Here is a 22,582-nt window from a genome sequence, read left to right on the forward strand (position 1 = left end):
GCCGATGGCTGCGGATCGAGTCCACCTGGCCCTGGGCCACCGCGTTCGCCACCGCCTGGATCCGCCTCTCCGATCTCCCGGCTGCCACCTGGCGGCGCCAAAATACCGCCCCGACGAAGAAAGACCAGGAAGGAGGACGACCAGCAGCGCCCCGGGCCCGTGGAACCCGGCGCACCCGCAGCGTCACGCGAAGGTCCGCCCTCGAAGGACAGAGATCATTACGGGCGCACCGTCGATCGGGCCGAGTTCACGCCACTCGTGAAGAATCGAGGTCAGCTGTGGATTAATAGCTACGACCGCGAGGTGAGGGTTTAGCGCCCCATGCCGAGAGTGTTTTTACCGCAGCGAGCAGAATGGAATTTTGTAACGCACGCCGGCCAGTATGGCATGCTACTGTCGATCTCAGTTGCAGTCTTGGTTCCCAAACTTCAAGCGCCTCCAACGGTACTTTCAGCCGGTGGAAGCGTTTTTGTATTTCCGGTCATTCCGGGAGGGTGTCATCGCGGCGACCCGGTATCCGCGCATTGCGGGTCCCGGCGCACTGCCCAAAGGAGATATGACATGGCGTCTGGCACCGTGAAGTGGTTCAACGCGGCGAAGGGTTTCGGATTCATCGAGCAGGACGGTGGGGGTGCCGACGTGTTCGCCCACTTCTCGAACATCGCCTCCCAGGGCTTCCGTGAATTGCTCGAAGGTCAGAAGGTCACCTTCGACATCGCGCCGAGCCAGAAGGGCCCGACGGCGGAGAACATCGTTCCCGTCTGACGCCGACGCGCACTCTGCAGCGGGGGCCCGCACCTCTCGGGGTGCGCGCACCCCGCTGCGGGCATTTACCGTAGTGCCCGCGTCCTTGGATAATGCCTGCGGGCGATGGGTCCCCGAAGCTGCACCCGCTTGAAGCCCTGGATTTCACGTCCGCATGACGCCACTTTTTTTCATCGCCTGCATACGTACCAGATTCACTGCAGGCCAGATTTCCTTTTGCATTCCATTCGGCTCGTTCTTGTGGTTCCCGCACTGCTCTTGCGTGGCGGGAATTCCTTGATACGTGCCTATCAAGGAAGGTTCGGAATGAACCCTGCACCTACGGATGGCCACTCCTCCCGCAGCCGGACCGGCGCCCCTGCTTTTGGCTCCGGCGCCGGTTCGGGCCGGGGCAGTCGCTTCGGCTTGCTCGCCCCGAGTAATGGGAAACTGGTGGGCATGGATATTCGTCGCAGGAACAACGTCACCGTCATCGGCCGTGCGGACGGGCCGGTGCTCCTGCTGGCGCACGGGTTCGGCTGTGACCAGAACATGTGGCGTCTGGTGGTCCCCATGCTGGCCGTGGACTTCCGGGTGGTGCTGTTCGACTACGTGGGCTCCGGCCGCTCGGACCCTTCGGCCTGGAGTGAGCAGCGCTACAGCTCGTTGGAGGGCTATGCCTCGGATGTGCTGGAGGTCTGTGAGGAGTTGAACCTGCGGGATGTGATCTTCGTGGGGCATTCGGTCAGTGCCATGGTCGGGGTGCTCGCGGCGGCGAAGGCGCCGCAGCGGTTCTCCCATCTGGTGATGGTGGCTCCCTCGCCCCGCTACATCGACGATGACGGGTATCGGGGCGGTTTCAGCGCGGACGACATCGATGAGCTGCTGGAGTCACTGGAGTCGAACTATCTGGGCTGGTCCGCTGCGATGGCCCCGGTGATCATGGGGAACGCGGACCGGCCGGAACTCGGCCAGGAGCTGACCACCTCGTTCTGCGCGACCGACCCGGACATGGCCCGGGTCTTCGCGCGCACGACGTTCCTGTCCGACAGCCGCGCCGACCTCAAGACGGTCGCGGTGCCGACGCTGGTGCTGGAGTGCAGGCAGGACGTGATCGCCCCGCGCGAGGTCGGCGCATACGTCAATGAGGCCATCCCCGGCAGCCGTCTGGTCACGCTGGAGGCGACGGGGCACTGCCCGCAGCTGAGCGCACCGCAGGCCACCGCTCAAGCGATCACCGACTTCATCGGTGCTGCCGGATGATGTGCCGCACAGGCCATGACCCGGGCGAGGAGCCGGACGTGGGTGCCACGGACGCGGTGTTCATCTCGCTGCTGGAGGACAGTGCCGAGGAGCTGTACGAGCAGGCGCCGTGCGGCTACCTGTCGACACTGATGGACGGCACCATCGCGAAGATCAACACCACGTTGCTGGACTGGCTTGGCCTGTCCCGGGCTCAGGTGGTGGGCCGGATGCGGTTCGCCGATCTGCTCACGGTGGGCGGGAAGCTCTACCACGAGACGCACTTCGCCCCGTTGTTGCAGATGAAGGGCGAGGTCAGCGGCATCGCCCTGGACATCAAAGCCGCCGGAAAACAGCGGATGCCGGTGCTGGTCACATCGAAGGTGAAGACCAGCGACGACGGCGAGCCGCTGCTGATCCGCACCACCGTCTTCGACGCCCGCGACCGCCGCGCCTACGAGACTGAGCTGCTGCGCGGCCGCCAGGCGGCGGAGGAAGCGCGTCGGCAGGCGGAGGCCGACCGCGAACGGCTCCAGGAAGCCCTCGCCGTCCTTCAGCAGAACCTGCTGCCCGCCGAACTGCCCAAGGTCCCGGGCCTGGAGGCCGCCTCCTACTACCACACCGCCTCCCCGGACCTGCTCGGCGGAGACTTCTACGACCTGTTCCCCCTCGACGCAGACCGATGGGCGTTCTTCCTTGGCGACGTCTGCGGCAAAGGCCCCCAGGCCGCCGCGGTCACCTCGCTGACCCGCTACACGCTGCGGGCCGCCGCCCTGCACGACCCGGACCCCGTCACCGTGCTGAGCACCCTGAACACCGTGCTGCACGAGCGGTACACCAGCGGCGACACCCGCTACTGCACCGCCATATTCGGCGTCCTCAACCCCGTCGACGACCACGTCAGCGTGCACTTGGCCTCCGGCGGCCATCCCTCCGCACTGATCCAGCACGCGGATGGCACCGCGGACTATCTGCCAACCCCCGGCGGTATGCTCGTCGGCGTCCTGCCCGGCGCACAGTTCGAAACCGCGCGCACCCAGCTCTTTCCCGGCGACACCCTGCTGCTCTACACCGACGGCCTGACCGAGGCCCGCACCGGGCCCGATCGCGAGCTGTACGGCGAGGACGCCCTGCGCGCCTTCACCGCCGCCCAGCCCGCTGCGGGACCTCAGGTCCTGATCACCGCCCTGACCGGGCTCCTCACCGGGTTCGGTGACGGCCTCGACGACGACACGGCGCTGCTCGCCCTCGGCGTGCCCGCCCCGCTGCCCACCCCCGTGAGTGAAGACCTGAGATGAGCCCGCTGACGATCACCTCCCGAGACGCCGCCACCGGTCCCGTACTGGAGATCACCGGTGACCTCGACTACGAGAGCGCCCCAGATCTCCGCAAGAGCCTCGACAGTCTCACCCTGACCAGCGGCCAACTGCTGGTCCTGGATCTGGCCGGCCTGGAATTCTGCGACTCCAGCGGAATCACCACTCTGTTGGCCGCCCGCAACCTGGCCACCGAACTAGGCGGCGGCATGGCCCTGGCCGCGGTCCCCGCCAACACCGCCCGCATCCTGTCCATCATCGGTCTGGACCGGGTCTTCACCATCCACCCAGACACATCAACAGCCACCAACCCCAGTTCCACAGCCCGCTGATCACCAGGACCGCGCCACCAGGGACTGAATCGCGCCCGCAAAAATGGAGCAATCCCCCTCTGCGGGGCCGTTTCGGTCCGGGGCTGCTGTCCACTACGTATCGGCCCGATCACTGCCCATTGCGGAGACCTCTCCGCGCTCCCCTGGGCACAGGCAAAGGAGCCCCATTCGCCCCGAGGGTTCCCACCGAGACGTGAACCCTCCGAGTCCGTACTGTCATTCTCGAGACAGTCTGTGGAATGCCACGGCGCGAGGACACTTCCGGACACACCGGCTCCGGCTGGCCGAGCCGCCTGTCGACTGACCGGCTGCATGACCCGCTTCCGCCGCAGCCGGAAAGGTAGCGGCTCCTCGGTGTCGATAAACCATGCCTGACCTGCTGGTTCTCGCAGGATGGGCTTCGGCGATATCTTCCCGATGGCTCATCATGTGGAGTGTGTTGCCACCCCGGCCTCCCGAGGCGGCTGCTGACTCCCGTGCCCGACCTCGGTACCCCCGGGACTGAAACCGGTGGGTGACCTGTGTCTTCAGCGGATATCCCGAAGCTGTCGGAGTGCTGACAGGACGCTAGGAAGGTATGCGGCAATGGGCTCGGGCCCAGTTGGTCGCGGTGGTCCATGAGGTGCTGGAGGAGGTCGATCGCTTTGTCACGGCGACAGACCTTTGCGTACTGCGCTGCCGGCATCCCGCAGTAGCTCAGGGAAAGCGGGTGCCATTGACCGTTCGGCGTTGGCCACGGCCTGCTCCGCCGCAGGGATGGAGGCGTCAGAGCCCGGCCCGGTCGGCGTGTACGGCGTTTTCTCCCCGGGCAGGAGCGCTGACATGAAGACTCGGGCGCCCGCTATGAGGGGCTGTCGGCGCCGAGCCGCCGCTCGGCGTCCGAGATCGACCGCGTCAGCAAGGGGAGGTGGCGGCGGACCTGCCGACCTGTGTATATGCGTAGGCGGACCCAGTTGGGAGGTGAGTGTCTCCGCGTCTCCCGGCTGGCGCCGTTCGTAGTTCGCGACGGCCCTTTCCCCAAGGGATATGGCGTCGCTGAAGTAGCGTGCGTTGCGGTAGGAGGCGGCGAGTTCCGCCCGCGCGTCCACTCCGCTTCCTGGGAGGCCAACTGCGGCTTGGATGCTTAGTCCTCAGGGTCCTGAGGGGTGCGCTTTGAGCAGATGGGGTCGGAGGAGTAGCGGGCGGCCTTGCGTAGCGCGCCGTCGACGACCCTTTGGAGGCGAGAAGGCTCGCTGAGTTGGACGAGGCCGCCGAGGGTGCCGTCGTTGTCGGAGGCGCTGGTGCAGATGAGAAGGCCGACCGACGGGGCCTGGCCCTCCGCGGCGGGCCAGGCATAGAGGCGTTCGCTGAGACTTGCCGCCGAGTAGCCGCAGGTGAGAGCGAGTTCGCGGATCAGGATGTGGGCGAAGGTGTGGACGAGCCAGTAGCGCGGGGGCTTCAGGCGGGTGTCAGGGGCGACCTGGGCGGCGGTGTCGGAGAAGCGGCGTCTGAAGTTTCTGACCTGTGCCTCGCGGTGGAACTTCCACATGTCGGTGTCCAGTACGCGTTTCTCCCACGGTGCGATTGCGTTCTCGTCGAGGCAGGAATCATCCCGCCGCGCGCCGAGGGGGCGAAGGACTGGCAGTGGGAGGCGGCGCCGAAGGACGGCTTCCACGTGCTGGCGCTCCCCAGCACTCCTCGAACTCCCCAGATTCTCCCCAGGGATGACCCTCGCTGCGGGCAGGGAGAGGTGGTACCCGGTGCGCATGAGGCACCGCTGTAGCGACAGTGCGCCACTGCTGGCCATACCAGCCAGCATGTTCTTCGTCTGCTGGTAGTACGCCATCTGAATGGCTCTGACCAGAGCAAATGTGCTGTGTGGAGAGATACGGGCAGGCGTCGGCCCGGCCATGGTCCGGGATCTTGGGAGGGGGACCCGACCGGCGGTCTCAGTTGCTCTGCTGTTCCGAGGGCGGGGCCGTGAGAGGTGCGAGATTGCGGCTGGTTCTGTGGTGGCGGTGGTGGCGAACACGGTCGGGACCGGTGTGGTATCACTGATGGCGCTTGAGCTCGGCTCCCAGGCGGCCTTTGGCGGTGCCTACGATGGTGAGGTCGCCGGTCAAGACCCGGGTTGTGCGCCGTGTCCTTCGGGCGCCGGTGTCCGCGCCTCGGCCTGCTGGATTGTGGACGGGTAGCTCGCGATCGTGCCTGAATGGCGCCGTTATCCCAGTGACCTGTCCGATGCCCGTTGAGAGTTGGTCGAGTCTGCGCCTGACGGTCCGAGTGCCGCGGCCTGGATATCGGCCGACCACCGGATCGCGATCTGCGTAGTCTGCTGGACGCGGTCCTCTACGTGAACCGGACCGGCATCCCCTGGCGTCATCTGCCGCACGACTACCCGCCACTGCAATCGCCGTGGTGTGCGGGGCGTATGCGGGAGAGGTCGGTGGGCGTGGTGCCGGCGCACGGGTGGCACGACCGGCCGACGCCGTCGCGGGCGACATCGACGCTGACCTCGCCGACCAGGCCTGCCTCGATGTGTGTGACGTCCAGCGTTTCGCTGCCGCCCCATCCTGCTGAGAACGACCAGCCTGTCCAGGGGTGTTCGCGGGTCGCCTTTCTCAGCAGGGGAGCGATGGCGCAGGGTCGCGTCTGTCAGCGTTGCTTCGCTGCGTCCGTAAAGGCAAGGACGCCCAGGGTCGCCAGGACAACCACGACGAGCAGGAACACAAGGGCCACGGATGTGGGTGTGGGGTAGATCCACAGGAAGAGGGCCAGGATCCCGGCTCCGATGACGACGCCCGTGGTCAGGGGTCTGTGCGTGTGCAGCCACTGTCCGGCGGCACCTGGCTTCAGTCCCGCCCGGGCGAGGGCGTGCCCGGCGGTTCGGGTATGTCGGGCGGCAGCTGCGCGCACGGCGGCGGCACCGCGGCAGTTGAATCGACCCCAGACGCCCGGTCTGCAGCCGTAGCGTCCAGGGTGCCGGTGGCGCCCCCAAGACATGCGTAGGCGGGTTCGGCCAGGTGCTGTCCAGGCATCGGCAGCCGACTCAGCGGGTGTGATGGCGATGCGGTCCTCTGTCCGTCTCGGCGTACCAGCGTCCCGGGCAGGGTTGCCCTACTCGGCACCGACATCAGCCGGCAGTACTCGCCTCTGCGACAGGTCTTCTGTGACGCCGTCCGAGAGGGCTGTAGCGGACCTGCGCAAACATGCCCGATAAGGGCGATTGGCCAGCATTGATAGGTTTTCGTGCCGTTCTAAGGGTTACGCGGAAGATGGCCAGAGGGAGGCAGGAGGCCAGGATGATCACCCAAGGACAGATTGCCACCGTGCTGGACCACTCGGTGTACGACGTCGACGGAAACAAGATCGGCGACACCAGGCATGTCTTCCTCGACGATGCGACCGGCGAGCCCGAGTGGGTCAGCGTCAAGACCGGACTCTTCGGCACCAGGGAGTCCTTCGTTCCCACTCGCGAGGCGACCATGGTGAAGGACTATCTCAAGGTTCCTTACACCAAAGCCACCGTCAAAGACGCCCCCAATGTCGACGTCGATGCCGGGGGCTTCCTCTCGGTGGACGAGGAACACCACCTCTACGAGCACTATGGCATCGCGTGGGACGAGGGCCAGGGCTGGCAGCAGGTCGTCGACCAGCCTGACGAGGGAGGACAAGACGCAGCTGGCTCACGGACTGTCGCCGATGCCACCGAAGGCGCCTCGCTCCCCTACGACAACACCACCGCATCGGGCCTCGCCCGCAGCGGCACAGAGAGTCCCGACACCAGCGCCCCGCAGCCCGGTTACGACAAGACCACCGCTTCGGGCATTGCTCGCAGCGGCCAGGAGAATCCCGACATCGAGTCTGCCCGCTCCGACGGTTCCGAAGGCGGTGCCGCGATGGCGCGCTCCCCGGAGCAGGGGCGTGCTGGCCCTCAAAGCCCCGCAGCAGGGCAGGCACGGCTGCGTTTGTACGCGGCTCCCGAAGAGCGGCGATAGAGACGCCCCGTGCTCCAGACGGGGTGAGTCCAGTCCGCACCTGAATTCGTCGACGAGGGCAGATTCGCGTCCTGGACCGGCTTCCTGTGCGGCTCACCGCCGGATGCAACGACATTTACAAGGTTTCGATGGGCACCACGCAGGTGTCCCACACAGATCGAGGCAATTGCGATGACAGACAACATCACCAGCGTCGGCGGGGGCAGCCGGCCCGACGCAGACGTCAGCCCGCTCAAGGGTCGCACCGGGGCCGGAGCTCCGGCCGGGACACGAGGGAAGACCACCATTGCGGACGGTGTGGTGGCCAAGATCGCGGGCACGGCCGCGCGTGAGGTACCGGGCATCCACAGCCTGGGCGCGGGGATGGCCCGCGCCTTCGGCGCTGTGCGGGAACGCGTCCCCGGCGGAGGCGGAGGCGGAGCTACGCGAGGGGTGAAGGTCGAGGTCGGCGAGCGCCAGGCCGCCATCGACCTGGACGTTGTCGTCGAGTACGGCGTTCCCATCGTCGACGTCGCAGGCGAGGTGCGCACCAACGTGATCAGTGCCGTGGAACGGATGACGGGACTGGAGGTCGTCGAGGTGAACATCGCCGTCGACGACGTCCACCTCCCCGACGACGAGGACCAAGAGGCTGAATCGGATGAAGGCCGCGTGAGGTGATCGACCGCCGTGACCCACGGCCATGCCCCGTGCATGGGCGGGTGATCACACAGGCGATCACGCTCGCAAGACGGGTGAGTGCATGATGAACGCAGCAACGACGGGCCTCGCGGCCGGCATGGCCCTGGGCTTCGCCGGCTACTTCGGCGGCTTCTGGGCATTCCTGCTGGTTCTGGTCCTGGGTACAGCGGGGCTGATCGGCGGCCTCGCCTTGCAGGGTGACCTCGACCTCCGTACGCGGAGGCAGCGGTGACTACTACCCGACCCGGATCCCTATCCCTCGGCGATGCGTCTGGTCCACCGGCACAGGTCGCCGGCCTGCCGCCCCCGGCAGTGCGGGGCGCCACCGTCATCCCGGACAGGGTGGTCGCCCGTATCGCCGCCCAGGCCGCACGCACGGCCCAGTCCCGGCGTGCCGCCATACCGCCCGACCGGAGCCGACCGGCGCCACCCAGCGCCTCCGCCGCCATCCGTGCCGGATCGGTGCGCCTGCACCTGTCCATGGACCTGCCCTACCCCACCGACCTCCCCCATGTCTGCGAACGGATCCAGGTCGACGTCGCCGAACGGGTGGCTCAGCTGACCGGCCTGGAGGTGGGAGAGGTCATCCTCACCGTCCGGCGGCTGGTGACCGTCGCCGGCGTGAACCGGGGACGGGTCCGGTGAGCCGCCATGGCCCGGGCCGCCGGGCACGTCACGCAAGAAGGAGGCCGGAATGACACCCGACCCGAGCCCTCCCGCCCACAACTCCGCGCACCGTGCCACGGCGCCGTTGACGAAGGAGCCCGAGAAACCAGGGGAGCCGGCAGAGCCCGGTCTGCCCGAACAACCCACACCTCCATCGAACCTGACGGCCGGTGAGGACGGCGGCGCGCACCGGACACACCGCCCGTGGTCAGCGCGCCGCCTTCCGGCCGCGCTGGTCGCCTCGGTCGTTCTCGTGGCGGCGGGTGCGGCGCTGGTCGACGTGGTCGCCGTACGGGCGGGACGCCCTGCGGCAGCCTGGCGACAGCGTCTGGCCGACGAACTGGCCACCCGCCCCGTGGACGACGTGTGGATGCTGACGGGAGCCGCCGTGGCCGCCGCCGTCGGTCTCTGGTTGATCGTCCTGGCCCTCACTCCCGGCCAGCGTCACTGGCTGCCCCTGCGATCTCCCGCGCCCGGACTGCGAGCCTCTCTGGACCGCGACGGCGCTGCCGCTCTGCTGCGCGACGCCGCGATGCAGGTAGCCGGAGTCGGCAAGGCTCGCATCCGGGTGCGCCGTCACCACGTCAAAGCCCGCGCGGATGTCCGCTTCCGTGACCTCCAGCAGGTCAAAGACGATCTCACCGCCGTCCTCGACGAGGAGCGCGACCGGCTCGCCCTCGCCCGCCCTCCCCGCATCGTCGTTCGGGTGCGGCGACACACCGACTGACAGAGAATCCCAGCACCGGAGCCCACACCATGACGCCGCGCCCCGCACTCAACCGCAGTCTGCTGGCCTTTGCCGGACTGGTACTGCTCGGCGGCGGTCTGCTGATCCTCTTCGCCGGGCTCGACGTCTACCGGCGACACGATCTCGTCCCGCCCGCCGGCTGGCCCCTGACCACCCCGAACGACGTCCTGCTCGGCTCCGCCGACCGGGCCCGCTGGAGCAGCCAGGGATGGTGGTGGTGGCCCGCGGTCATCGCCGTCCTCGCCCTCGTCGCCCTGCTCGCCCTGTGGTGGCTGCTCACCCAACTACGCCGAGGCCACCCAGGGACGCTGCCCGTCGGCGGCACACACCCGCAGGAAGGCGTCGAACTGCGCGACCGGGCGCTGAGCGACGCGATCACCGCCGAAGCGGGCGCCTTGCCGGGGGTTGAGGAGGCGGCCGTACGCATCACTGGCGGCCCCGCCCAGCCCCGCGCTCGCGTCATGCTCACTCTCACACCCCAGGGGGAACCCGGCGTCGTCCTCGATGCCCTCCACGCAGGCCCGCTCCGCACCGCCAGCCGGTCCACCGGCTCCCCTCCTCTACCCACCGAGGTACGCCTACAGGTCGCCCACCACAAACCGCAACGTGCCCAGTAAGAAGGCAACCGACCACACCCGTGTCCGCTCCCTTCCGCTCGGGGCCGGGCTCCGTGGCATTGCGTTGGCGGTCTGGTCGGCGTCCGGGTATATGACGGCGTTCATCCGTGCCGCGAATGCCGTTTGCGACGGGATCGAGGGCCGCCCGGCGTGGAAGATCCCGCCAGTATGCGTCGGCACCTCTGTGAGTGTGAGCCTCGCCCAGCACGGTCCTGGCCCGCCGAGCCGACGCCAGCGCAGACAACCATGATGCCGGGAACGAACGCCAGATTGGCCGCTCAAGATGCGTCGAACCGGATACGGCCCAGACTTGAACTCATGGCAGAAGAGCGTCGGCCGCGCCCCAGGAAGTCCTCGACGACCACCGCTCGACGCACATCCTCCGTGCGTGGAGCGGAACATGCCGCGCGTGCTGCCTGCGGGGCCCTGGAGGGTCTGATCGGTCATCCCACGGAGGGTGTATCCGCGGTGGGGCGTGAGGACGACGGCTGGTGTGTCGTCGTGGACGTCCTTGAACTGCCGCGCATTCCGGACACGACGAGCCTTCTGGCTTCGTACGAGGTGCGGATCGACCAGGACGGCGAACTCATGGGGTACCGCAGGGTCCGCCGTTATCGGCGGGGGTCCGCCGATGAGTGACCAGTGACTGAGGCCTGCCCGACGACCGGAAGGATCCCCCATGCCCGCGACCACCTACTCCGATGAGGTAGTGGCGTGCCCGCCGCGCGCCGGCACGTTGTACGACGTGCTCGAACTCATCCTTGACCGGGGCATGGTGATCGACGTGTTCGTCCGGGTGTCCCTGGTCGGCATCGAGATCCTCAAGATAGATGCGCGCATCGTGGTGGCGAGTGTCGACACGTACCTGCGCTTCGCGGAGGCGTGCAACCGGCTGGACCTGGAGCGTGACTCCGGCAGCACCACCGTTCCCGAGCTGATCGGCGGTGGTGCCGCCAAGTCCATCGGCAAACGCAAGGTTCGCAAGGCCGCAGAAACCGTGGGGGACACCGTTCGCAAAGCGGTCGGGGGCGGCCGTGACGACGACTCCGACGAGCACGACGAGGACGAGGAAGAGCAGCAGGAACGGTCGAGGAAGCGGCGCGCTCCGGCCCGGGGCGGCAGCAGCCGACGACGACCCGTGGAGACGTGAGTCGTGACCGGCGATGGTGTGTACGTCTACGCGATCATCCGGGCGGGAGCGCCGCTGCCGGTGCCCGGATACGAAGCCAGCCTGCGCCTGGGCGAGGCCGTCTCGGCCGCTCTGGAGAGCAGGGCCACCGAAGCCGGGCCGGCAAGTTCTCCGAGCGCTCACCCCCCAGGGCCGCGTGGTGACCTCGGGTCCCGAAGTCTAGTGATGCGTGCTCGACGCGTTGTTCCTCCTCGATCGCGGCGACAGCGACGACTTCCAAAAGGCGGCGAGCAATTCGCCCGCACGAACGGCGACTATGTGGAGCTGCGCCTTCGGGTCCGCTGCCCTGCTACAGCTTCGTCTCCGCCGAAGGCACTCCCGTCCGAACCGCTGGAGTCTGAGATGGGACTGATCACCGGACTGCTCACCCTCCCCATCGCGCCGGTCCGTGGCGTCGTCTGGGTGGCGGAGAAGCTCAATGCCGCCGCCGAGCGGGAGTTGCACGACCCAGGGGTTCTCCGTGCCCAACTGGCCCTGCTGAACCGGGAGCTTGAGGACGGAGACATCGGCCTGGAGGAGTTCGAACGAGAAGAGGAACGGCTGCTCGACCGGCTGCACGCCGCACAGACCTGTTCCACGCCGAGCGATCGAAGGTGACGAGATCATGGATGACAAGGAAAAGGTGGCTCTCGCGGCTGCGGTAGTGGGCGGCTATGCGCTGGGCCGTACCAAGAAGGGCCGACTCGCTCTGTCCATTGCGACCTATCTGGCGGGCCGACGCTTCGGCCTTGAGCCTCGCCAGCTTGCCGCCGAAGGGATGCGCAGACTGGGGGAGATCCCGCAGATCGCCGAGTTGCAGGAGCAGTTGCGAGGGGAAGTGCTGGAGGCGGGCCGCAAGGCGATGACGGCCGCCGCCGACCGGGGCATGAGCACGCTCGCGGGCAGCCTCAGCGAGCGTACGGCCCGGCTCCTGGAGAAGCCGGACGAAGGGGAGGAGGACGAGGAGGAGTACGCGCCGCAGGACGAGGACGCGGAGTACGAGGAGGAGGAAGAGCCAGAGGGCGAGTACGAAGAGGATCAGACCGAGGAGGAAGAGGAAGAGGAACAGCCGGAAGCCGAATACGAGGACGAGGGCGAGGAGGAACCCGAAGAGGGACCAGAAGAGGAAGAGGGACCAGAAGAGGAAGAAGAACCGGAAGCGAAGCCGAGGGAGGGCCGCGGTTCGCGACCCGACCGGTCCCGCAAGGCACCCGCACCTGCGGCACGCAAGAAGGCTGCTCCCTCCGGCGGAGAGAAGCCCCGGGCGGCCAAGAAGACTGCGCCGGCGAAGAAGACGGCGCCCAGCAAGAAGACCGCGGCCAGCAGGACGGCGAAGAAGTCGGCGGCGAAGAAGACAGCTCCGGCCAAGAAGTCCGAGGCGAGGAAGACCGCGGCAAAGAAGACGGCTCCGGCCAAGAAGTCCGCTGCCTCGAAGACGACGTCATCGAAGCGAGCAGCGTCCAAGCGCGCCGGTCGTGGGAGGTAGGCGGCCATGGCCGAGAAGGAAACGGACGGGTCGGCAGAGGGTACGTCGGGTGTGGACAAGCTTCGCGAAGAGCTGTCCAAGTTCGTGTCCGCGCAGGTGGAGAACCTTGCCGAGAAAGCCGGCGACAAACTGACGGACGTCGCCGGGCAGCTCAGTGATTCGGCCGAGAGTGGCTCGCTTCCCGCGATCGGGTCCCGCATCCTCCAGGGCGACTCACCGTTGAAGGCCTTCGTGTCGGAGAAGGCCAAGGGCGTCAAGGACAACGTCGTGGAGAAGGCCAAGAGCGCTTTCGGGGGCGGTAAAGGGAAGCGGAAGGCCAGCGGCGGCAAGGTCATGAACATCATCGAGGTTCTCGATGTCGGAGTGCCGCTCCGGGACACCTATGACTACTGGACGCAGTACGACAAATTCAGCAGCTTCGCCAAGGGTGTTCGCGACGTCTCCAAGGACGATGAGGGTGGGAGCGACTGGAAGGTCAAAGTCGGCCCTTCGTCGCGCAGCTTCAAGGCGACTGTCCAGGAACAGATTCCTGACGACCGCATCGTGTGGACCTCGAAGGGAGCCAAGGGGAGCACCCGAGGCGCGGTCAGCTTCCACGAGCTGGCGCCCACCCTGACCCGAGTCGTCCTCGTGGTGGAGTACTACCCGTCCGGATTTTTCGAGAAGACGGGCAACCTCTGGCGTGTGCAAGGGCGCCGCCTGCGGCTGGACTTCAAGAACTTCCAGCGATACGTGACCCTCACCAATGAAGAACCCGAGGGCTGGCGGGGTGAAATCCGCGACGGAGAAGTCGTCGTGTCCCACGATGACGCCGTCGAAGAGGAAGAGGCCGAGCAGGAGCAGTCGGAGGGCGAAGAGCCCGAGGGTGAGAGCGAAGGCGATGCCGAGGAAGGCACCGACTCCGCAGGCGACGGCGAGGGAGAAGAGGGGGCGGAGGGCGCGTACGAGGACGAAGACGAAGACGAAGACGAAGAGGGCGTATACGAAGACGAAGACGGGGCCGGCGACGGGGCCGAGGACACATACGAGGACGAGGACGAGGAGGGAACGGAGGGCGAAGAGGGGGCCGAAGACAAAGACGAGGCAGAGGCCGAGGAAGAGGAAGAAGCTCCCAAGAAGAAGCGGGGACAGAGGCGACGCCGTGAGTGACGTGGACGTCCGGCAGGGCTCGTACCCCGTCTCCGGCCCTCAGGCCACCAACCTCGCCGACCAAGCGCATTGCGCACCATGCCGAATAGGTGTGGAGGTCTACGCGCCGCCCTGCCCGCTGGACGACGCGGCGCACACGCCGATCCGGCAGGTCACGCCGGCTGAGCGCTCCCGCCGGCTGAGCGCTCCCGCCGGGCGGCTGGAGCCGCGGCCTCGCCTACCTGAACCGCAAGCGGGACGCGCAGGAGCGCCGCGAGCGGATCCAGGACGAGACCCTGAGGACGGCGGCTGATGTTGCTCGGCCAGCGGATGGCGGAACTCTGCGAGCAGCACGGAGTACGTCCGGAAGATCTCAATCTGGACCTCGGCCCGCTGGGAACCCTTTTGCCCAGGAGCTGAAGACGTTGATCCAGCACTGCCGGATCCGCAGCAACCCTGGGCCGCGCCGAAAGACTGCGAGGCATTTCGCCCGGCCGGGGTATCGGCCACGAATCATTGCCGTTGATGGTCAGGCGAATGCACAGACCAGAGCGGTCACTACCAGTAGTGCCGTCGTCCGCCGACCTCGCGTCCCATCGCTCCCAGAACCCACAGCACAATTCCGATCGCGACCAGAATGATCCCGATGGTCCAAAGGATTCCAATGCCCGCGACGAGGCCGACAACGAGCAGAATGACTCCGAGGATGATCATGGTTTCCTCCGATGACGGGACGTCGTCTGCGGGCGTCCCCATCCTTTGTCACGGGTCCCCATACGCCCGTGAGGCAAACGAGGCTTCGGGCGCTCCCCCGAGGGAACGAGTCGTCGCCGGTGTGGTCGTCATGGCCGTGTACGTCCGGCTGATCGCGGAGTGGGTCAAGGGCGGCCGGGATCGGAGACGAGGCGTCGGCTGACACGGTCTGCCTATGCAGCAGGATTCGCTCCTACAGCCTGCTCATAAGCCACGTGGTCGCCCAGCGCACCGCTCACAGTGAGGGCAGTCAAGCCGCCCAACGACCACAGCCTGCCCTTCGTCGAGTGACGGTGGAGCTGCGCGGTCGGGGATGCGGCGTAGAACGCCACCGCGGCCACGTTCGAGATCGCATGGGCCAGTCCGGCCCGGGCCTGCTCGGACGGCAGGTCCGCCCAGTCGGCCCACTCCGCGACCGCTGCCGGGGCGACCCCGGCCAAACCGACAGCCAGCAACCGATGGGTACCTGTACCAGAAGGGATGCACAGGGTGGCCCAGCGGACGGCCGCGCAGCAGTTCGCGCGCCTCACCCAGTGGGAGTGAGCGGATTCCGCGTTGGAGAACTCGGATTGCCGTATCCGCGACTGTCGACCGTGCCATGCGGTCCAGGGTTGTCAGCCACCATGTCGACGCCGTGTCCAGGGGGGAGGGATTCCTGATTTGCGTGGCGGTGTCGAAGGCGGGGGCCATGACCAGGTGCGTCCACGATCCCCAGGGACTGCTGCGCATGATGCCGGGACGGAAGGGTACTCGTCGATATCGACCTATCCATCACTATTTCAGGGGTTTGTCGTGGCAATTCGACACCAAGTGATCGAGCAGCCCCCTGACGCCGTCTGGGCGGTTCTGGAGGATCCCGAGCTCTACGCCCACTGGGTCGTGGGGACCTCCGCGTCCTGGCCACTGGACACTCGGTGGCCGCAGGTCGACGCGGCGCTGGCGTATCGCGTGGACCTGGGTCCATGGACGCTCGAGGGGCGGACGGTGGTCCGCCGGGTGGAACCGCCCCGCTGGCTGGAGCTCGAGGTCGACAGCGGGCGCCTGGGTACGGCGCGCATCGCCATTGAGGTACGTCCATGGGGCGGACAGGCCTTGGTCCTCGTGGACGAGCACCCACTGCGCGGACCGGGTGGAGCTCTGCACGCCGCACCCCTCGATCTCCTGATCCAGCTACGGCACCGGAGCATGCTGCCCCGCCTTGCCCGAACCGTGGAGCGCGTCGCCGCAGCGGCACCGGGCAGCACATCCAGGGCCACGGCTGGAGACCGGGCGACCAGTGGCCGGGCTTGAGAGGCCGAAGCCCACAACATCTCCGGCGCAGGGTCGGCCCGGCGACGGCCAGCTGAGGACACGCTCCTGCCACAAAACCGTCATCGACTTATGTATCCGGGGCGGAGGGAGAAAGCGCCATGAGCAGTCGCAGTCGTATAGCCGTGGACGACAGGTGTGTCAGCGCCCTTTGGGAGCTCAAGGGGAAGCGAGAAGTCAACACGGTGATCTGCCGGCTGAGTGACGCCCTGGATACCTGCGTCGTCGAACGCCAAGGCAATCTGACGCACGACGAGCTCCTGTCGGCCCTGCCCGCGCACGAGCCCAGACTCGTCGTCCACGACCTGGCCTTCGCAACGGCGGACGGAGCACGTCGGAACAGGATTCTGCTGATCTCCTGGCTGCCGCGAGGAATCACTCCCCAGCATGAGGCTGCGAACGGTGACGCCCATGCCGCTCTGCTCGAGAGGCTGGACGGAAGCCCGTTGCCCGTGCGGGCCACGGACTTGGCGGACCTGGACTACCGCCGCCTCGTTTCCCAGGCCCGCACAGGAGAGCTACGCCGGGGCGTCCCGGGAAGCGTGAGCGGATTCACCGTCTCCATGGGACAGACCAGTGCCCTGGCCGATGGTGCGCAGCCCGCGTCATCGAAGCGATCCGTGTGACCTATCGCCGACAGGAAGAGTCCCGCCCGCACCGCCCACTCTCAGGGTCGGCACGCCGGACGGGCGTGCCGACCGGCGTGCCCTACCTTCTGGAGGCCTGGCATGACCTTTTCCACCGTGTCCGATCCGCTCGCCGAACTGTCCGCGGCCGGAGTGTCGGTCTGGCTGGACGACCTGTCCCGTGAGCTGCTGGCCCGGGGTGAGCTGAAGGAGCTGATCGCGGACAAGCATGTCGTAGGGGTCACGACGAATCCCACGATCTTCGCCTCCGCGCTGTCCAGGGGGGACCGTTACAGCGAGCAACTGCGCCGGCTGGCACGTGTGGGAGCGGGCGTGGACGATGCCGTCCTCGCCCTGACCTCCGACGACGTACGGGCAGCCTGCCAGGCGCTCGGCCCGGTCTACCTGCAGACCGGCGGGAGCGACGGGCGGGTCTCCATCGAGGTCGACCCCCGGCTGGCGCGGGACACCGACGCCACGATCGACCAGGCACGGAAGTTGTGGGAGACCGTCGACCGGCCGAACCTTCTCGTCAAGATCCCGGCCACCAGCGAGGGCTTGGCCGCGATCACCCGCGTCATTGCCGAGGGCATCAGCGTCAACGTCACGCTGGTCTTCTCCCTGGAGCGCTATCGCGCGGTGATGGACGCCTACCTGACCGGACTGGAGCGGGCCAAGGCCGCCGGACGGGACCTGGCGGACATCCACTCCGTCGCCTCGTTCTTCGTCTCCCGCGTCGACACTGAGGTCGACCGGCGCCTCGACGCCCTCGATACCCCCGAGGCCCAGGCGCTCAAGGGCAAGGCCGCGATCGCCAACGCCCGGCTCGCGCACCAGGCGTACCAGCAGTTGACCGACGGGTCCCGCTGGCAGGCCCTCGTCGTGGCCGGCGCCCGTCGGCAGCGGCCTCTGTGGGCATCCACCGGGGTCAAGAACCCTGCCTACCCCGACACGATGTACGTCAGCGAACTCGTCATTGCGGGCACCGTGAACACCATGCCCGGCGCCACTCTGGCGGCGTTCGCCGACCACGGCGCTCTGCCCGCCCGCCGGCCAGCCGCCGATGTCTACGCCGACGCGACAGCCCATTTCGAGGCGCTGGAGCGTGTCGGCGTCGACTTCACGGATGTCACCGACACCCTCGAACGCGAAGGGCTCGCCAAGTTCGAGCACAGTTGGACCGAACTCACCATCTCGGTGGACCGAGAAATGCGCGCCGCCGCCTCTGCAACGGGCGAGCCGGGAACCTCGCAAGCGTCCCCGAAGAAGGCCTCGGGCGTCGCCGACCTTCTGGCGATCTACCTCAACGACCACCTCTCCGGCGCGATCGCCGGCCTGGAACTTTTCCGGCGGGCCGCACAGACTCAGCAATACCGGGAACAGGGCACCACGTTGGCCGAATTGGCCCATGAGGTCGAGCAGGACCGTGATTCGCTGACGCAGATCATGGCCGACCTCGCGGTGCCGACCGCCTACACGAAAGTCGCCCTCGGCTGGCTGGCCGAAAAGGCTGGCCGCGCCAAGCCCAACGGCCATCTCTTTTCCCGCTCCCCCCTCAGCGACGTCCTGGAACTGGAATCCATGCTGCTGAGTGTCCAAGGCAAGGCGGCCTGCTGGCGCAGCTTGCGAGCCCTGGCGGAGACTGACGGGCGGCTCTTCCCCGAACACCTGGACGTACTGCTGGAGCGCGCCGACCGCCAGTCCGTCGTACTGGAGCGGCTGCGTTTCGCTGCTGTCGCCTCCGCCTTCCGCTGCACCCAGCCCTCCGAGTGACGGTTGCGGTCCCTCCCGGCTCCCATGTCTCCGGGACAGGAAGGAATGCCCTACCCGTGTGCCCGTTATGCATCAATTGCGCATATGGGGTACTCGGTGGGGCGCGACTCCCGGCTTTGGTCATCGCCACACTGGCGGAGGCTCGCGCTGGATGCGGGACCGTGCTCGGTCCGAGGCGGCGCAGTGACTGAGGAGGATACGTGAAGGCATTGGCGTGGCATGGCAAGAGGGACGTACGAGTGGACACGGTCCCCGATCCCGAGATCCAGGATCCGGCCGACGTGATCATCAGAGTGACGACGACCGGGCTGTGCGGGTCCGACCTGCACCTGTACGAAGTCCTGGGACCGTTCCTCGACGCCGGTGACATCCTGGGCCACGAACCGATGGGGATCGTCGAAGAGGTCGGCTCCGAGGTCCTGAACGTGCGCAAGGGTGACCGGGTAGTGGTCCCGTTCAACATCTCTTGCGGTACGTGCTTCATGTGCAAGCAGGGCCTGCACTCGCAGTGCGAGACCTCCCAGGTCCATAGCCAGGGAAGCGGTGCATCCTTGTTCGGGTACACCAAGCTCTACGGCCAGGTCCCGGGCGGGCAGGCCGAGTACCTGCGCGTACCGTTCGGCAACACCCTGCCCATCGCCGTCCCTCCGGGACCTCCGGACGACCGGTTCGTCTATCTGTCCGATGTCCTGCCGACCGCGTGGCAGGCCGTCGACTATGCGGCCGTCCCTCCCGGTGGCAGCGTCGCGGTGCTGGGCCTGGGACCGATCGGGGACATGTCCACCCGGATCGCCGCCCATCGCGGAGCCGGGACGGTCATCGGGATCGACCTGGTACCCGAGCGGCTGGACCGGGTGAAGGCGCACGGCGTGCACATCCTGGACCTTGAGGAGCGAGGGGGCGGGATCGTGGAAGCCGTCCGTGACCTCACCGACGGACGCGGCCCCGACTCCGTCATCGACGCCGTCGGAATGGAGGCCCACGGCGCCACCGTCGCCCAAGCCGCCCAGCAGATGACCACCCTTCTGCCCAGCAAGCTGGCTGCCAAGTTGATGCAACGCGTGGGCGTGGACCGCCTGTCCGCACTGCACCTGGCCATCGAGCTCGTCCGCCGCGGCGGCACGATCTCCCTGTCCGGCGTCTACGGCGGGATGGCCGACCCCCTGCCTCTGCTGACCATGTTCGACAAACAGATCCAGCTGCGCATGGGCCAGGCCAACGTCTGGCGCTGGGTGGACGACCTCCTGCCCCTGCTCACCGACGCCGACCCTCTTGGCGTCGAATCCTTCGCCACTCACCGCCTGCCACTGGAACAGGCGCCCGACGCCTACGAGATGTTCCAGAAGAAGCAGGACGGCGCGGTGAAGATCCTCTTCAACCCCTGACCGGCTGCCCCGAGTTCACGTCCTGCAGCGGGCAACGACCGCGCACGCAGCGGCTCACGCGTGCCGCTGTGGGCCAGCCGGCCACCGCCGTGCCGCATCGGAGAGTGTGCAGCGACCAAGCAACAGGGTGCTCTGTGCTCTGGACGACCGGGTCGCCGTTGTGACGGGTGCCGCTCGGCGGCGACCATGGGAGCCTCGCCCATGATGAGCACGTGCCGAACTTCCAAGGCCGGCGTCGAGTCGTTTGTGCCGGCGATGCGTGCCGAACTGGCCCCCGCGGTACAGGCGTGAGTGTCGCCTAACTGGATTTGATGGACACCGACATGTTCCGCGACGCAGATCGGCGCGCCCTACTGCGGTCGCACATGCCTGAGCCGGCCAGATCGCGGAACTGGCTGCACCGTCGCCCGGTTGTGAGCCGCCGAGCATGATTCATCGTCATGCCATTTTGGCCTACTTGTCCCGGTAAGTGCGATTCGTCCATACCTGCTGGGTGCCCCGGCTCGTGGCGTTGAGCAACAGTCCGGGGGTGGATGGGCGGAACGTCAAGCGCACGGACCACGCCCAGGTCGTTACTGGCGGCACCGCGCGGAAGACGTTCCAGACCTGTTGGTGGAGTCCGTTGCGGACTCGGCGGGCGACACGGGCCGGGCGAGCCGTTCCGCAACAACTTACGAGAAGTGGGGCCGACCGGAGACGCTCCGGTCGGCCCCACTTGTGGGCTGGTGCTGAGGTCAGAAGCCTCGGTGGGTCTGGTAGTAGCCGCCGACCTGCTCGTGGTAACCGACGTCGCCGACGTGCTTGTCCTTGTCGAACTCGGGGGAGTCCTTGATCTGGTCCTTGGTGAGGGCGACGTAGATCTTGCGTTCGGCCTGGTCGACCGTCTTCACGGTTCCGGCCGGCAGCAGGACGTGCTTGCCGAAGATCCATACGCCGGTGTCGACGACGAGGTAGGCGGAGTTGACGTCGTCCGAGTGCTTGTCGACCTTCCCGATGCTGCCGTCGGTCGCCTCGACCTTGTACCCGGTCAGGTCGGTGCCTGCGATGTGGCCGGTGGTCGGCTGGTAGCCCCAGATGTTGTCACTCATAAAGAACGGCTCCCTTGTCGAGATTCTTTGCAGCCCCGCAGTCGAACTGCGGAGTCGTACAGACGTCATCGAATTCGGTGACGCTTTCTCAGAAAGCCGGGTGCCCTGCCTCCCGGACCCCACACATCCTCATCGGGAAGAGGAATGGATGGCTGGATTTGGCGTGCTGGAGGCATGGTTCCTGGAGGTACGGCCGTTCTCCGGGCAGCCCTCCAAGGAGGTGGATACCGCGGCAGCCGGGAGCAGGCGACCGCTCCTGGGGGCCGCAGGATCTGGTTCATACAGCGCCCCTGCATGTATGCCTGATCCTTCACCCAAGACCCGGTCATCCGCTCCGTCAAGCCCTCGTACGGGAAGAGGGCGAGGGCTCGAGCCCGGGGCGCGCGGCGGCCCTCGGACCGCGTTCATCCGAGGAGCGAAGCCGGGGCTTTGCGCATGAAGGAACGTTCGGTAATCGTGCATCCGCCCGTGAAGCATGAAGGCCGGAAGGTGGAAGTGCACGGGGTGCTGGTGGGTAGAGGGCGCGTCTGCGGGATGTCATTGAGGTGCTGCGGGGTGTGCGCGTTGGGAAGGGCGGGGATGAGGGCGACGCGGCCGGCTTGTCGGCGATCGAGTGGCGTGGCGGCAGCCTTGAAGTGTGGTCAACGTGTGGCTGATCTCCGGCCCAGGGGCGCCCTGCAGGAGGGCCGACGGGGGCTGGGTGAGGGTGCGCCCGCCGGGATTATGCACCGGTTTGCGGGCTGCGCGAGCTGCTGGACCAGTTCCATGCGGATGTCGCGCACAGTGTTCCGGTGCGCGACATTCGATCCTTCTGGGCCACTCTGGCGGTGGCCTGCGGATGCTTGAGGGGTGGTGGTCGTTGCCGCAGCGACGCTGGACCGAAGGCCGGTGGATGGATCGCGGTGTTCTTCTCTTACGGGGGGACGGGGGTCTCCGCCCGGAAATCGCTCCGGCGCCTGGCGTCGTCCAGGGTCCAGTGGGTCTTGCCGTCAGGGAGATTGTCGATCGAGGCGAAGCGCTCCGCGTCGTCGTTGATGCGGGCCAGCAGCTGGTGGACGGTGAACGATTCCGCTTTCCGGCGTCGGTCGGGCGGCCAGCGCGATGCCGTCCAACGGGCCTGCCTGACTGTTGTCACCGGCAGGCCGATATCCTTGGCCAGCCGGGTCAGAGACTGCTCCACCGACCAGGCGGTGTCCGCGACCGGCCCGCTGCGGGGACCTATCGGCGCGATCTCCAGGGCCCGGTCCCCGATCGTGAACTGGGCCTGCGTCAGCTGTTCGGCCGCACTGCGCAACTCGGCAACGATCTGCTCGTAGCGCGGCTGACTGACTGCTCCGACCTTCTCAAACTCCTCGGACATGGTCTCTACCCAAGCGCGGTCTGGGACAAGGCACTTCGGCCGTGAACGGAGCAGACTTTGCATCCGTCACCAAGAGTCACACCAGTAGCCCATGGTCGCAACGAATGATTGCAAATGGCCGACATTTGCGTGGAGTTGGGATTGTGATGCGTTCGGTGAACGCTCCCTGTGACCGGTCCGCGAA

The 22,582-nt window shown here is 67.3% G+C and carries 24 protein-coding genes and 3 pseudogenes; 22 read left to right on the plus strand and 5 right to left on the minus strand.

The genetic code is table 11. From position 1 onward, the window contains the following. The first annotated feature begins 561 nt into the window (after positions 1-561). From N4G66_RS39085 to N4G66_RS39100, 4 genes are all read left to right on the plus strand, one after another. Positions 562-765: a cold-shock protein gene (locus tag N4G66_RS39085; protein WP_261709056.1), complete on the plus strand. Its 204-nt coding sequence runs from the start codon at positions 562-564 to the stop codon at positions 763-765. A 438-nt stretch (positions 766-1,203) separates the two neighbouring features. Then, positions 1,204-2,007, plus strand: coding sequence for an alpha/beta fold hydrolase (locus tag N4G66_RS39090; RefSeq protein ID WP_261709057.1), 804 nt, complete (start codon positions 1,204-1,206; stop codon positions 2,005-2,007). Then, positions 2,004-3,284 (plus strand): SpoIIE family protein phosphatase, encoded by a 1,281-nt coding sequence (locus N4G66_RS39095; RefSeq protein ID WP_261709058.1) that lies wholly within the window; start codon positions 2,004-2,006, stop codon positions 3,282-3,284. The genes N4G66_RS39090 and N4G66_RS39095 overlap by 4 nt, the downstream gene beginning before the upstream one ends. Continuing rightward, entirely contained in the window at positions 3,281-3,634 is a 354-nt protein-coding gene (locus tag N4G66_RS39100) for an STAS domain-containing protein (protein WP_261709059.1), read from the plus strand. The genes N4G66_RS39095 and N4G66_RS39100 overlap by 4 nt, the downstream gene beginning before the upstream one ends. A gap of 1,123 nt (positions 3,635-4,757) precedes the next feature. On the opposite strand, the gene N4G66_RS39105 is transcribed toward N4G66_RS39100, so the two are convergent. After that, positions 4,758-5,162 carry a DUF1998 domain-containing protein gene (locus tag N4G66_RS39105; RefSeq protein ID WP_261709060.1) on the minus strand — a complete coding sequence of 135 codons (405 nt, stop codon included), beginning with the start codon at positions 5,160-5,162 and terminating at the stop codon, positions 4,758-4,760. A 706-nt stretch (positions 5,163-5,868) separates the two neighbouring features. Between N4G66_RS39105 and N4G66_RS39110 the strand changes: the two are divergent. Continuing rightward, positions 5,869-6,014 (plus strand): annotated as a pseudogene (locus N4G66_RS39110) (transposase); the annotation flags it as partial. Positions 6,015-6,268: 254 nt separating this feature from the next. On the opposite strand, the gene N4G66_RS39115 reads toward N4G66_RS39110, so the two are convergent. Next, positions 6,269-6,529 (minus strand): hypothetical protein, encoded by a 261-nt coding sequence (locus tag N4G66_RS39115; protein WP_261709100.1) that lies wholly within the window; start codon positions 6,527-6,529, stop codon positions 6,269-6,271. Positions 6,530-6,915: 386 nt separating this feature from the next. On the opposite strand from N4G66_RS39115, the gene N4G66_RS39120 reads away from it, so the two are divergent. From N4G66_RS39120 to gvpK, 13 genes and pseudogenes are all read left to right on the plus strand, one after another. Continuing rightward, positions 6,916-7,611, plus strand: coding sequence for a PRC-barrel domain-containing protein (locus N4G66_RS39120; protein WP_261709061.1), 696 nt, complete (start codon positions 6,916-6,918; stop codon positions 7,609-7,611). A gap of 171 nt (positions 7,612-7,782) precedes the next feature. Next, complete coding sequence (locus N4G66_RS39125) at positions 7,783-8,271, plus strand: Asp23/Gls24 family envelope stress response protein (RefSeq protein ID WP_261709062.1); 489 nt, start codon at positions 7,783-7,785, stop codon at positions 8,269-8,271. 82 nt (positions 8,272-8,353) lie between these two features. Next, the gene (locus N4G66_RS39130) at positions 8,354-8,524 is read left to right on the plus strand and encodes a hypothetical protein (protein ID WP_261709101.1); all 171 of its coding nucleotides are present in this window, start codon (positions 8,354-8,356) and stop codon (positions 8,522-8,524) included. Beyond that, positions 8,521-8,937 (plus strand): Asp23/Gls24 family envelope stress response protein, encoded by a 417-nt coding sequence (locus N4G66_RS39135; protein ID WP_261709063.1) that lies wholly within the window; start codon positions 8,521-8,523, stop codon positions 8,935-8,937. The genes N4G66_RS39130 and N4G66_RS39135 overlap by 4 nt, the downstream gene beginning before the upstream one ends. Positions 8,938-8,986: 49 nt before the next feature. Continuing rightward, positions 8,987-9,685, plus strand: a complete 699-nt coding sequence (locus N4G66_RS39140) for a DUF6286 domain-containing protein (protein WP_261709064.1) — start codon at positions 8,987-8,989, stop codon at positions 9,683-9,685. Between the two features lie 29 nt (positions 9,686-9,714). Further along, the gene (locus N4G66_RS39145; protein ID WP_261709065.1) at positions 9,715-10,323 is read left to right on the plus strand and encodes an alkaline shock response membrane anchor protein AmaP; all 609 of its coding nucleotides are present in this window, start codon (positions 9,715-9,717) and stop codon (positions 10,321-10,323) included. A gap of 55 nt (positions 10,324-10,378) precedes the next feature. Next, positions 10,379-10,510, plus strand: a pseudogene (locus N4G66_RS46300) (ribonuclease BN); the annotation flags it as partial. Positions 10,511-10,641: 131 nt separating this feature from the next. Further along, positions 10,642-10,962 (plus strand): gas vesicle protein GvpO, encoded by a 321-nt coding sequence (locus N4G66_RS39155; RefSeq protein WP_261709066.1) that lies wholly within the window; start codon positions 10,642-10,644, stop codon positions 10,960-10,962. 40 nt (positions 10,963-11,002) lie between these two features. Further along, entirely contained in the window at positions 11,003-11,473 is a 471-nt protein-coding gene (gene gvpJ, locus N4G66_RS39160) for a gas vesicle protein GvpJ (RefSeq protein WP_261709067.1), read from the plus strand. A gap of 381 nt (positions 11,474-11,854) precedes the next feature. Further along, the gene (locus N4G66_RS39165; RefSeq protein WP_261709068.1) at positions 11,855-12,109 is read left to right on the plus strand and encodes a gas vesicle protein GvpG; all 255 of its coding nucleotides are present in this window, start codon (positions 11,855-11,857) and stop codon (positions 12,107-12,109) included. 7 nt (positions 12,110-12,116) lie between these two features. Beyond that, positions 12,117-12,977 carry a histone protein gene (locus tag N4G66_RS39170; RefSeq protein WP_261709069.1) on the plus strand — a complete coding sequence of 287 codons (861 nt, stop codon included), beginning with the start codon at positions 12,117-12,119 and terminating at the stop codon, positions 12,975-12,977. A 6-nt stretch (positions 12,978-12,983) separates the two neighbouring features. Further along, on the plus strand, positions 12,984-14,126 hold the full coding sequence (locus tag N4G66_RS39175) for an SRPBCC family protein (protein ID WP_261709070.1): 1,143 nt from the start codon (positions 12,984-12,986) through the stop codon (positions 14,124-14,126). 279 nt (positions 14,127-14,405) lie between these two features. After that, positions 14,406-14,525 (plus strand): annotated as a pseudogene (gene gvpK, locus N4G66_RS39180) (gas vesicle protein GvpK); the annotation flags it as partial. Positions 14,526-14,663: 138 nt separating this feature from the next. Here the strand turns inward: gvpK and N4G66_RS39185 are convergent. Continuing rightward, positions 14,664-14,819, minus strand: coding sequence for a DUF6131 family protein (locus N4G66_RS39185; RefSeq protein ID WP_261709071.1), 156 nt, complete (start codon positions 14,817-14,819; stop codon positions 14,664-14,666). Positions 14,820-15,650: 831 nt separating this feature from the next. On the opposite strand from N4G66_RS39185, the gene N4G66_RS39190 reads away from it, so the two are divergent. The 4 genes from N4G66_RS39190 to N4G66_RS39205 all read left to right on the plus strand — a co-directional run bounded on the left by N4G66_RS39190 (position 15,651) and on the right by N4G66_RS39205 (position 19,950). Beyond that, positions 15,651-16,148 (plus strand): SRPBCC family protein, encoded by a 498-nt coding sequence (locus N4G66_RS39190; RefSeq protein WP_261709072.1) that lies wholly within the window; start codon positions 15,651-15,653, stop codon positions 16,146-16,148. A 119-nt stretch (positions 16,149-16,267) separates the two neighbouring features. Beyond that, positions 16,268-16,792 (plus strand): hypothetical protein, encoded by a 525-nt coding sequence (locus tag N4G66_RS39195; RefSeq protein ID WP_261709073.1) that lies wholly within the window; start codon positions 16,268-16,270, stop codon positions 16,790-16,792. Positions 16,793-16,894: 102 nt separating this feature from the next. Then, on the plus strand, positions 16,895-18,565 hold the full coding sequence (tal, locus tag N4G66_RS39200; protein ID WP_315903745.1) for a transaldolase: 1,671 nt from the start codon (positions 16,895-16,897) through the stop codon (positions 18,563-18,565). A gap of 200 nt (positions 18,566-18,765) precedes the next feature. Beyond that, positions 18,766-19,950 (plus strand): zinc-dependent alcohol dehydrogenase, encoded by a 1,185-nt coding sequence (locus N4G66_RS39205; RefSeq protein ID WP_261709074.1) that lies wholly within the window; start codon positions 18,766-18,768, stop codon positions 19,948-19,950. A 734-nt stretch (positions 19,951-20,684) separates the two neighbouring features. Here N4G66_RS39205 and N4G66_RS39210 read toward each other — a convergent pair. Then, positions 20,685-21,038 carry a PRC-barrel domain-containing protein gene (locus tag N4G66_RS39210; protein ID WP_261709075.1) on the minus strand — a complete coding sequence of 118 codons (354 nt, stop codon included), beginning with the start codon at positions 21,036-21,038 and terminating at the stop codon, positions 20,685-20,687. A 913-nt stretch (positions 21,039-21,951) separates the two neighbouring features. Further along, a complete protein-coding gene (locus N4G66_RS39215; RefSeq protein WP_261709076.1) occupies positions 21,952-22,398 on the minus strand; it encodes a DUF6192 family protein in 447 nt (148 codons plus the stop codon). Between the last annotated feature and the right edge of the window lie 184 nt (positions 22,399-22,582).

This window comes from Streptomyces rhizosphaerihabitans, from assembly GCF_025399795.1.
Lineage (GTDB): Bacteria > Actinomycetota > Actinomycetes > Streptomycetales > Streptomycetaceae > Streptomyces > Streptomyces rhizosphaerihabitans.

Bases quoted from the DNA above. Each gene is read 5' to 3' on its own strand.
- N4G66_RS39085 (WP_261709056.1), top strand. From the start codon at position 562: ATGGCGTCTGGCACCGTGAAGTGGTTCAACGCGGCGAAGGGTTTCGGA.
- N4G66_RS39090 (WP_261709057.1), top strand. From the start codon at position 1,204: ATGGATATTCGTCGCAGGAACAACGTCACCGTCATCGGCCGTGCGGAC.
- N4G66_RS39095 (WP_261709058.1), top strand. From the start codon at position 2,004: ATGATGTGCCGCACAGGCCATGACCCGGGCGAGGAGCCGGACGTGGGT.
- N4G66_RS39100 (WP_261709059.1), top strand. From the start codon at position 3,281: ATGAGCCCGCTGACGATCACCTCCCGAGACGCCGCCACCGGTCCCGTA.
- N4G66_RS39105 (WP_261709060.1), bottom strand. From the start codon at position 5,162: ATGTGGAAGTTCCACCGCGAGGCACAGGTCAGAAACTTCAGACGCCGC.
- N4G66_RS39120 (WP_261709061.1), top strand. From the start codon at position 6,916: ATGATCACCCAAGGACAGATTGCCACCGTGCTGGACCACTCGGTGTAC.
- N4G66_RS39125 (WP_261709062.1), top strand. From the start codon at position 7,783: ATGACAGACAACATCACCAGCGTCGGCGGGGGCAGCCGGCCCGACGCA.
- N4G66_RS39130 (WP_261709101.1), top strand. From the start codon at position 8,354: ATGATGAACGCAGCAACGACGGGCCTCGCGGCCGGCATGGCCCTGGGC.
- N4G66_RS39140 (WP_261709064.1), top strand. From the start codon at position 8,987: ATGACACCCGACCCGAGCCCTCCCGCCCACAACTCCGCGCACCGTGCC.
- N4G66_RS39145 (WP_261709065.1), top strand. From the start codon at position 9,715: ATGACGCCGCGCCCCGCACTCAACCGCAGTCTGCTGGCCTTTGCCGGA.
- N4G66_RS39155 (WP_261709066.1), top strand. From the start codon at position 10,642: ATGGCAGAAGAGCGTCGGCCGCGCCCCAGGAAGTCCTCGACGACCACC.
- gvpJ (WP_261709067.1), top strand. From the start codon at position 11,003: ATGCCCGCGACCACCTACTCCGATGAGGTAGTGGCGTGCCCGCCGCGC.
- N4G66_RS39165 (WP_261709068.1), top strand. From the start codon at position 11,855: ATGGGACTGATCACCGGACTGCTCACCCTCCCCATCGCGCCGGTCCGT.
- N4G66_RS39170 (WP_261709069.1), top strand. From the start codon at position 12,117: ATGGATGACAAGGAAAAGGTGGCTCTCGCGGCTGCGGTAGTGGGCGGC.
- N4G66_RS39175 (WP_261709070.1), top strand. From the start codon at position 12,984: ATGGCCGAGAAGGAAACGGACGGGTCGGCAGAGGGTACGTCGGGTGTG.
- N4G66_RS39185 (WP_261709071.1), bottom strand. From the start codon at position 14,819: ATGATCATCCTCGGAGTCATTCTGCTCGTTGTCGGCCTCGTCGCGGGC.
- N4G66_RS39195 (WP_261709073.1), top strand. From the start codon at position 16,268: ATGAGCAGTCGCAGTCGTATAGCCGTGGACGACAGGTGTGTCAGCGCC.
- tal (WP_315903745.1), top strand. From the start codon at position 16,895: ATGACCTTTTCCACCGTGTCCGATCCGCTCGCCGAACTGTCCGCGGCC.
- N4G66_RS39210 (WP_261709075.1), bottom strand. From the start codon at position 21,038: ATGAGTGACAACATCTGGGGCTACCAGCCGACCACCGGCCACATCGCA.
- N4G66_RS39215 (WP_261709076.1), bottom strand. From the start codon at position 22,398: ATGTCCGAGGAGTTTGAGAAGGTCGGAGCAGTCAGTCAGCCGCGCTAC.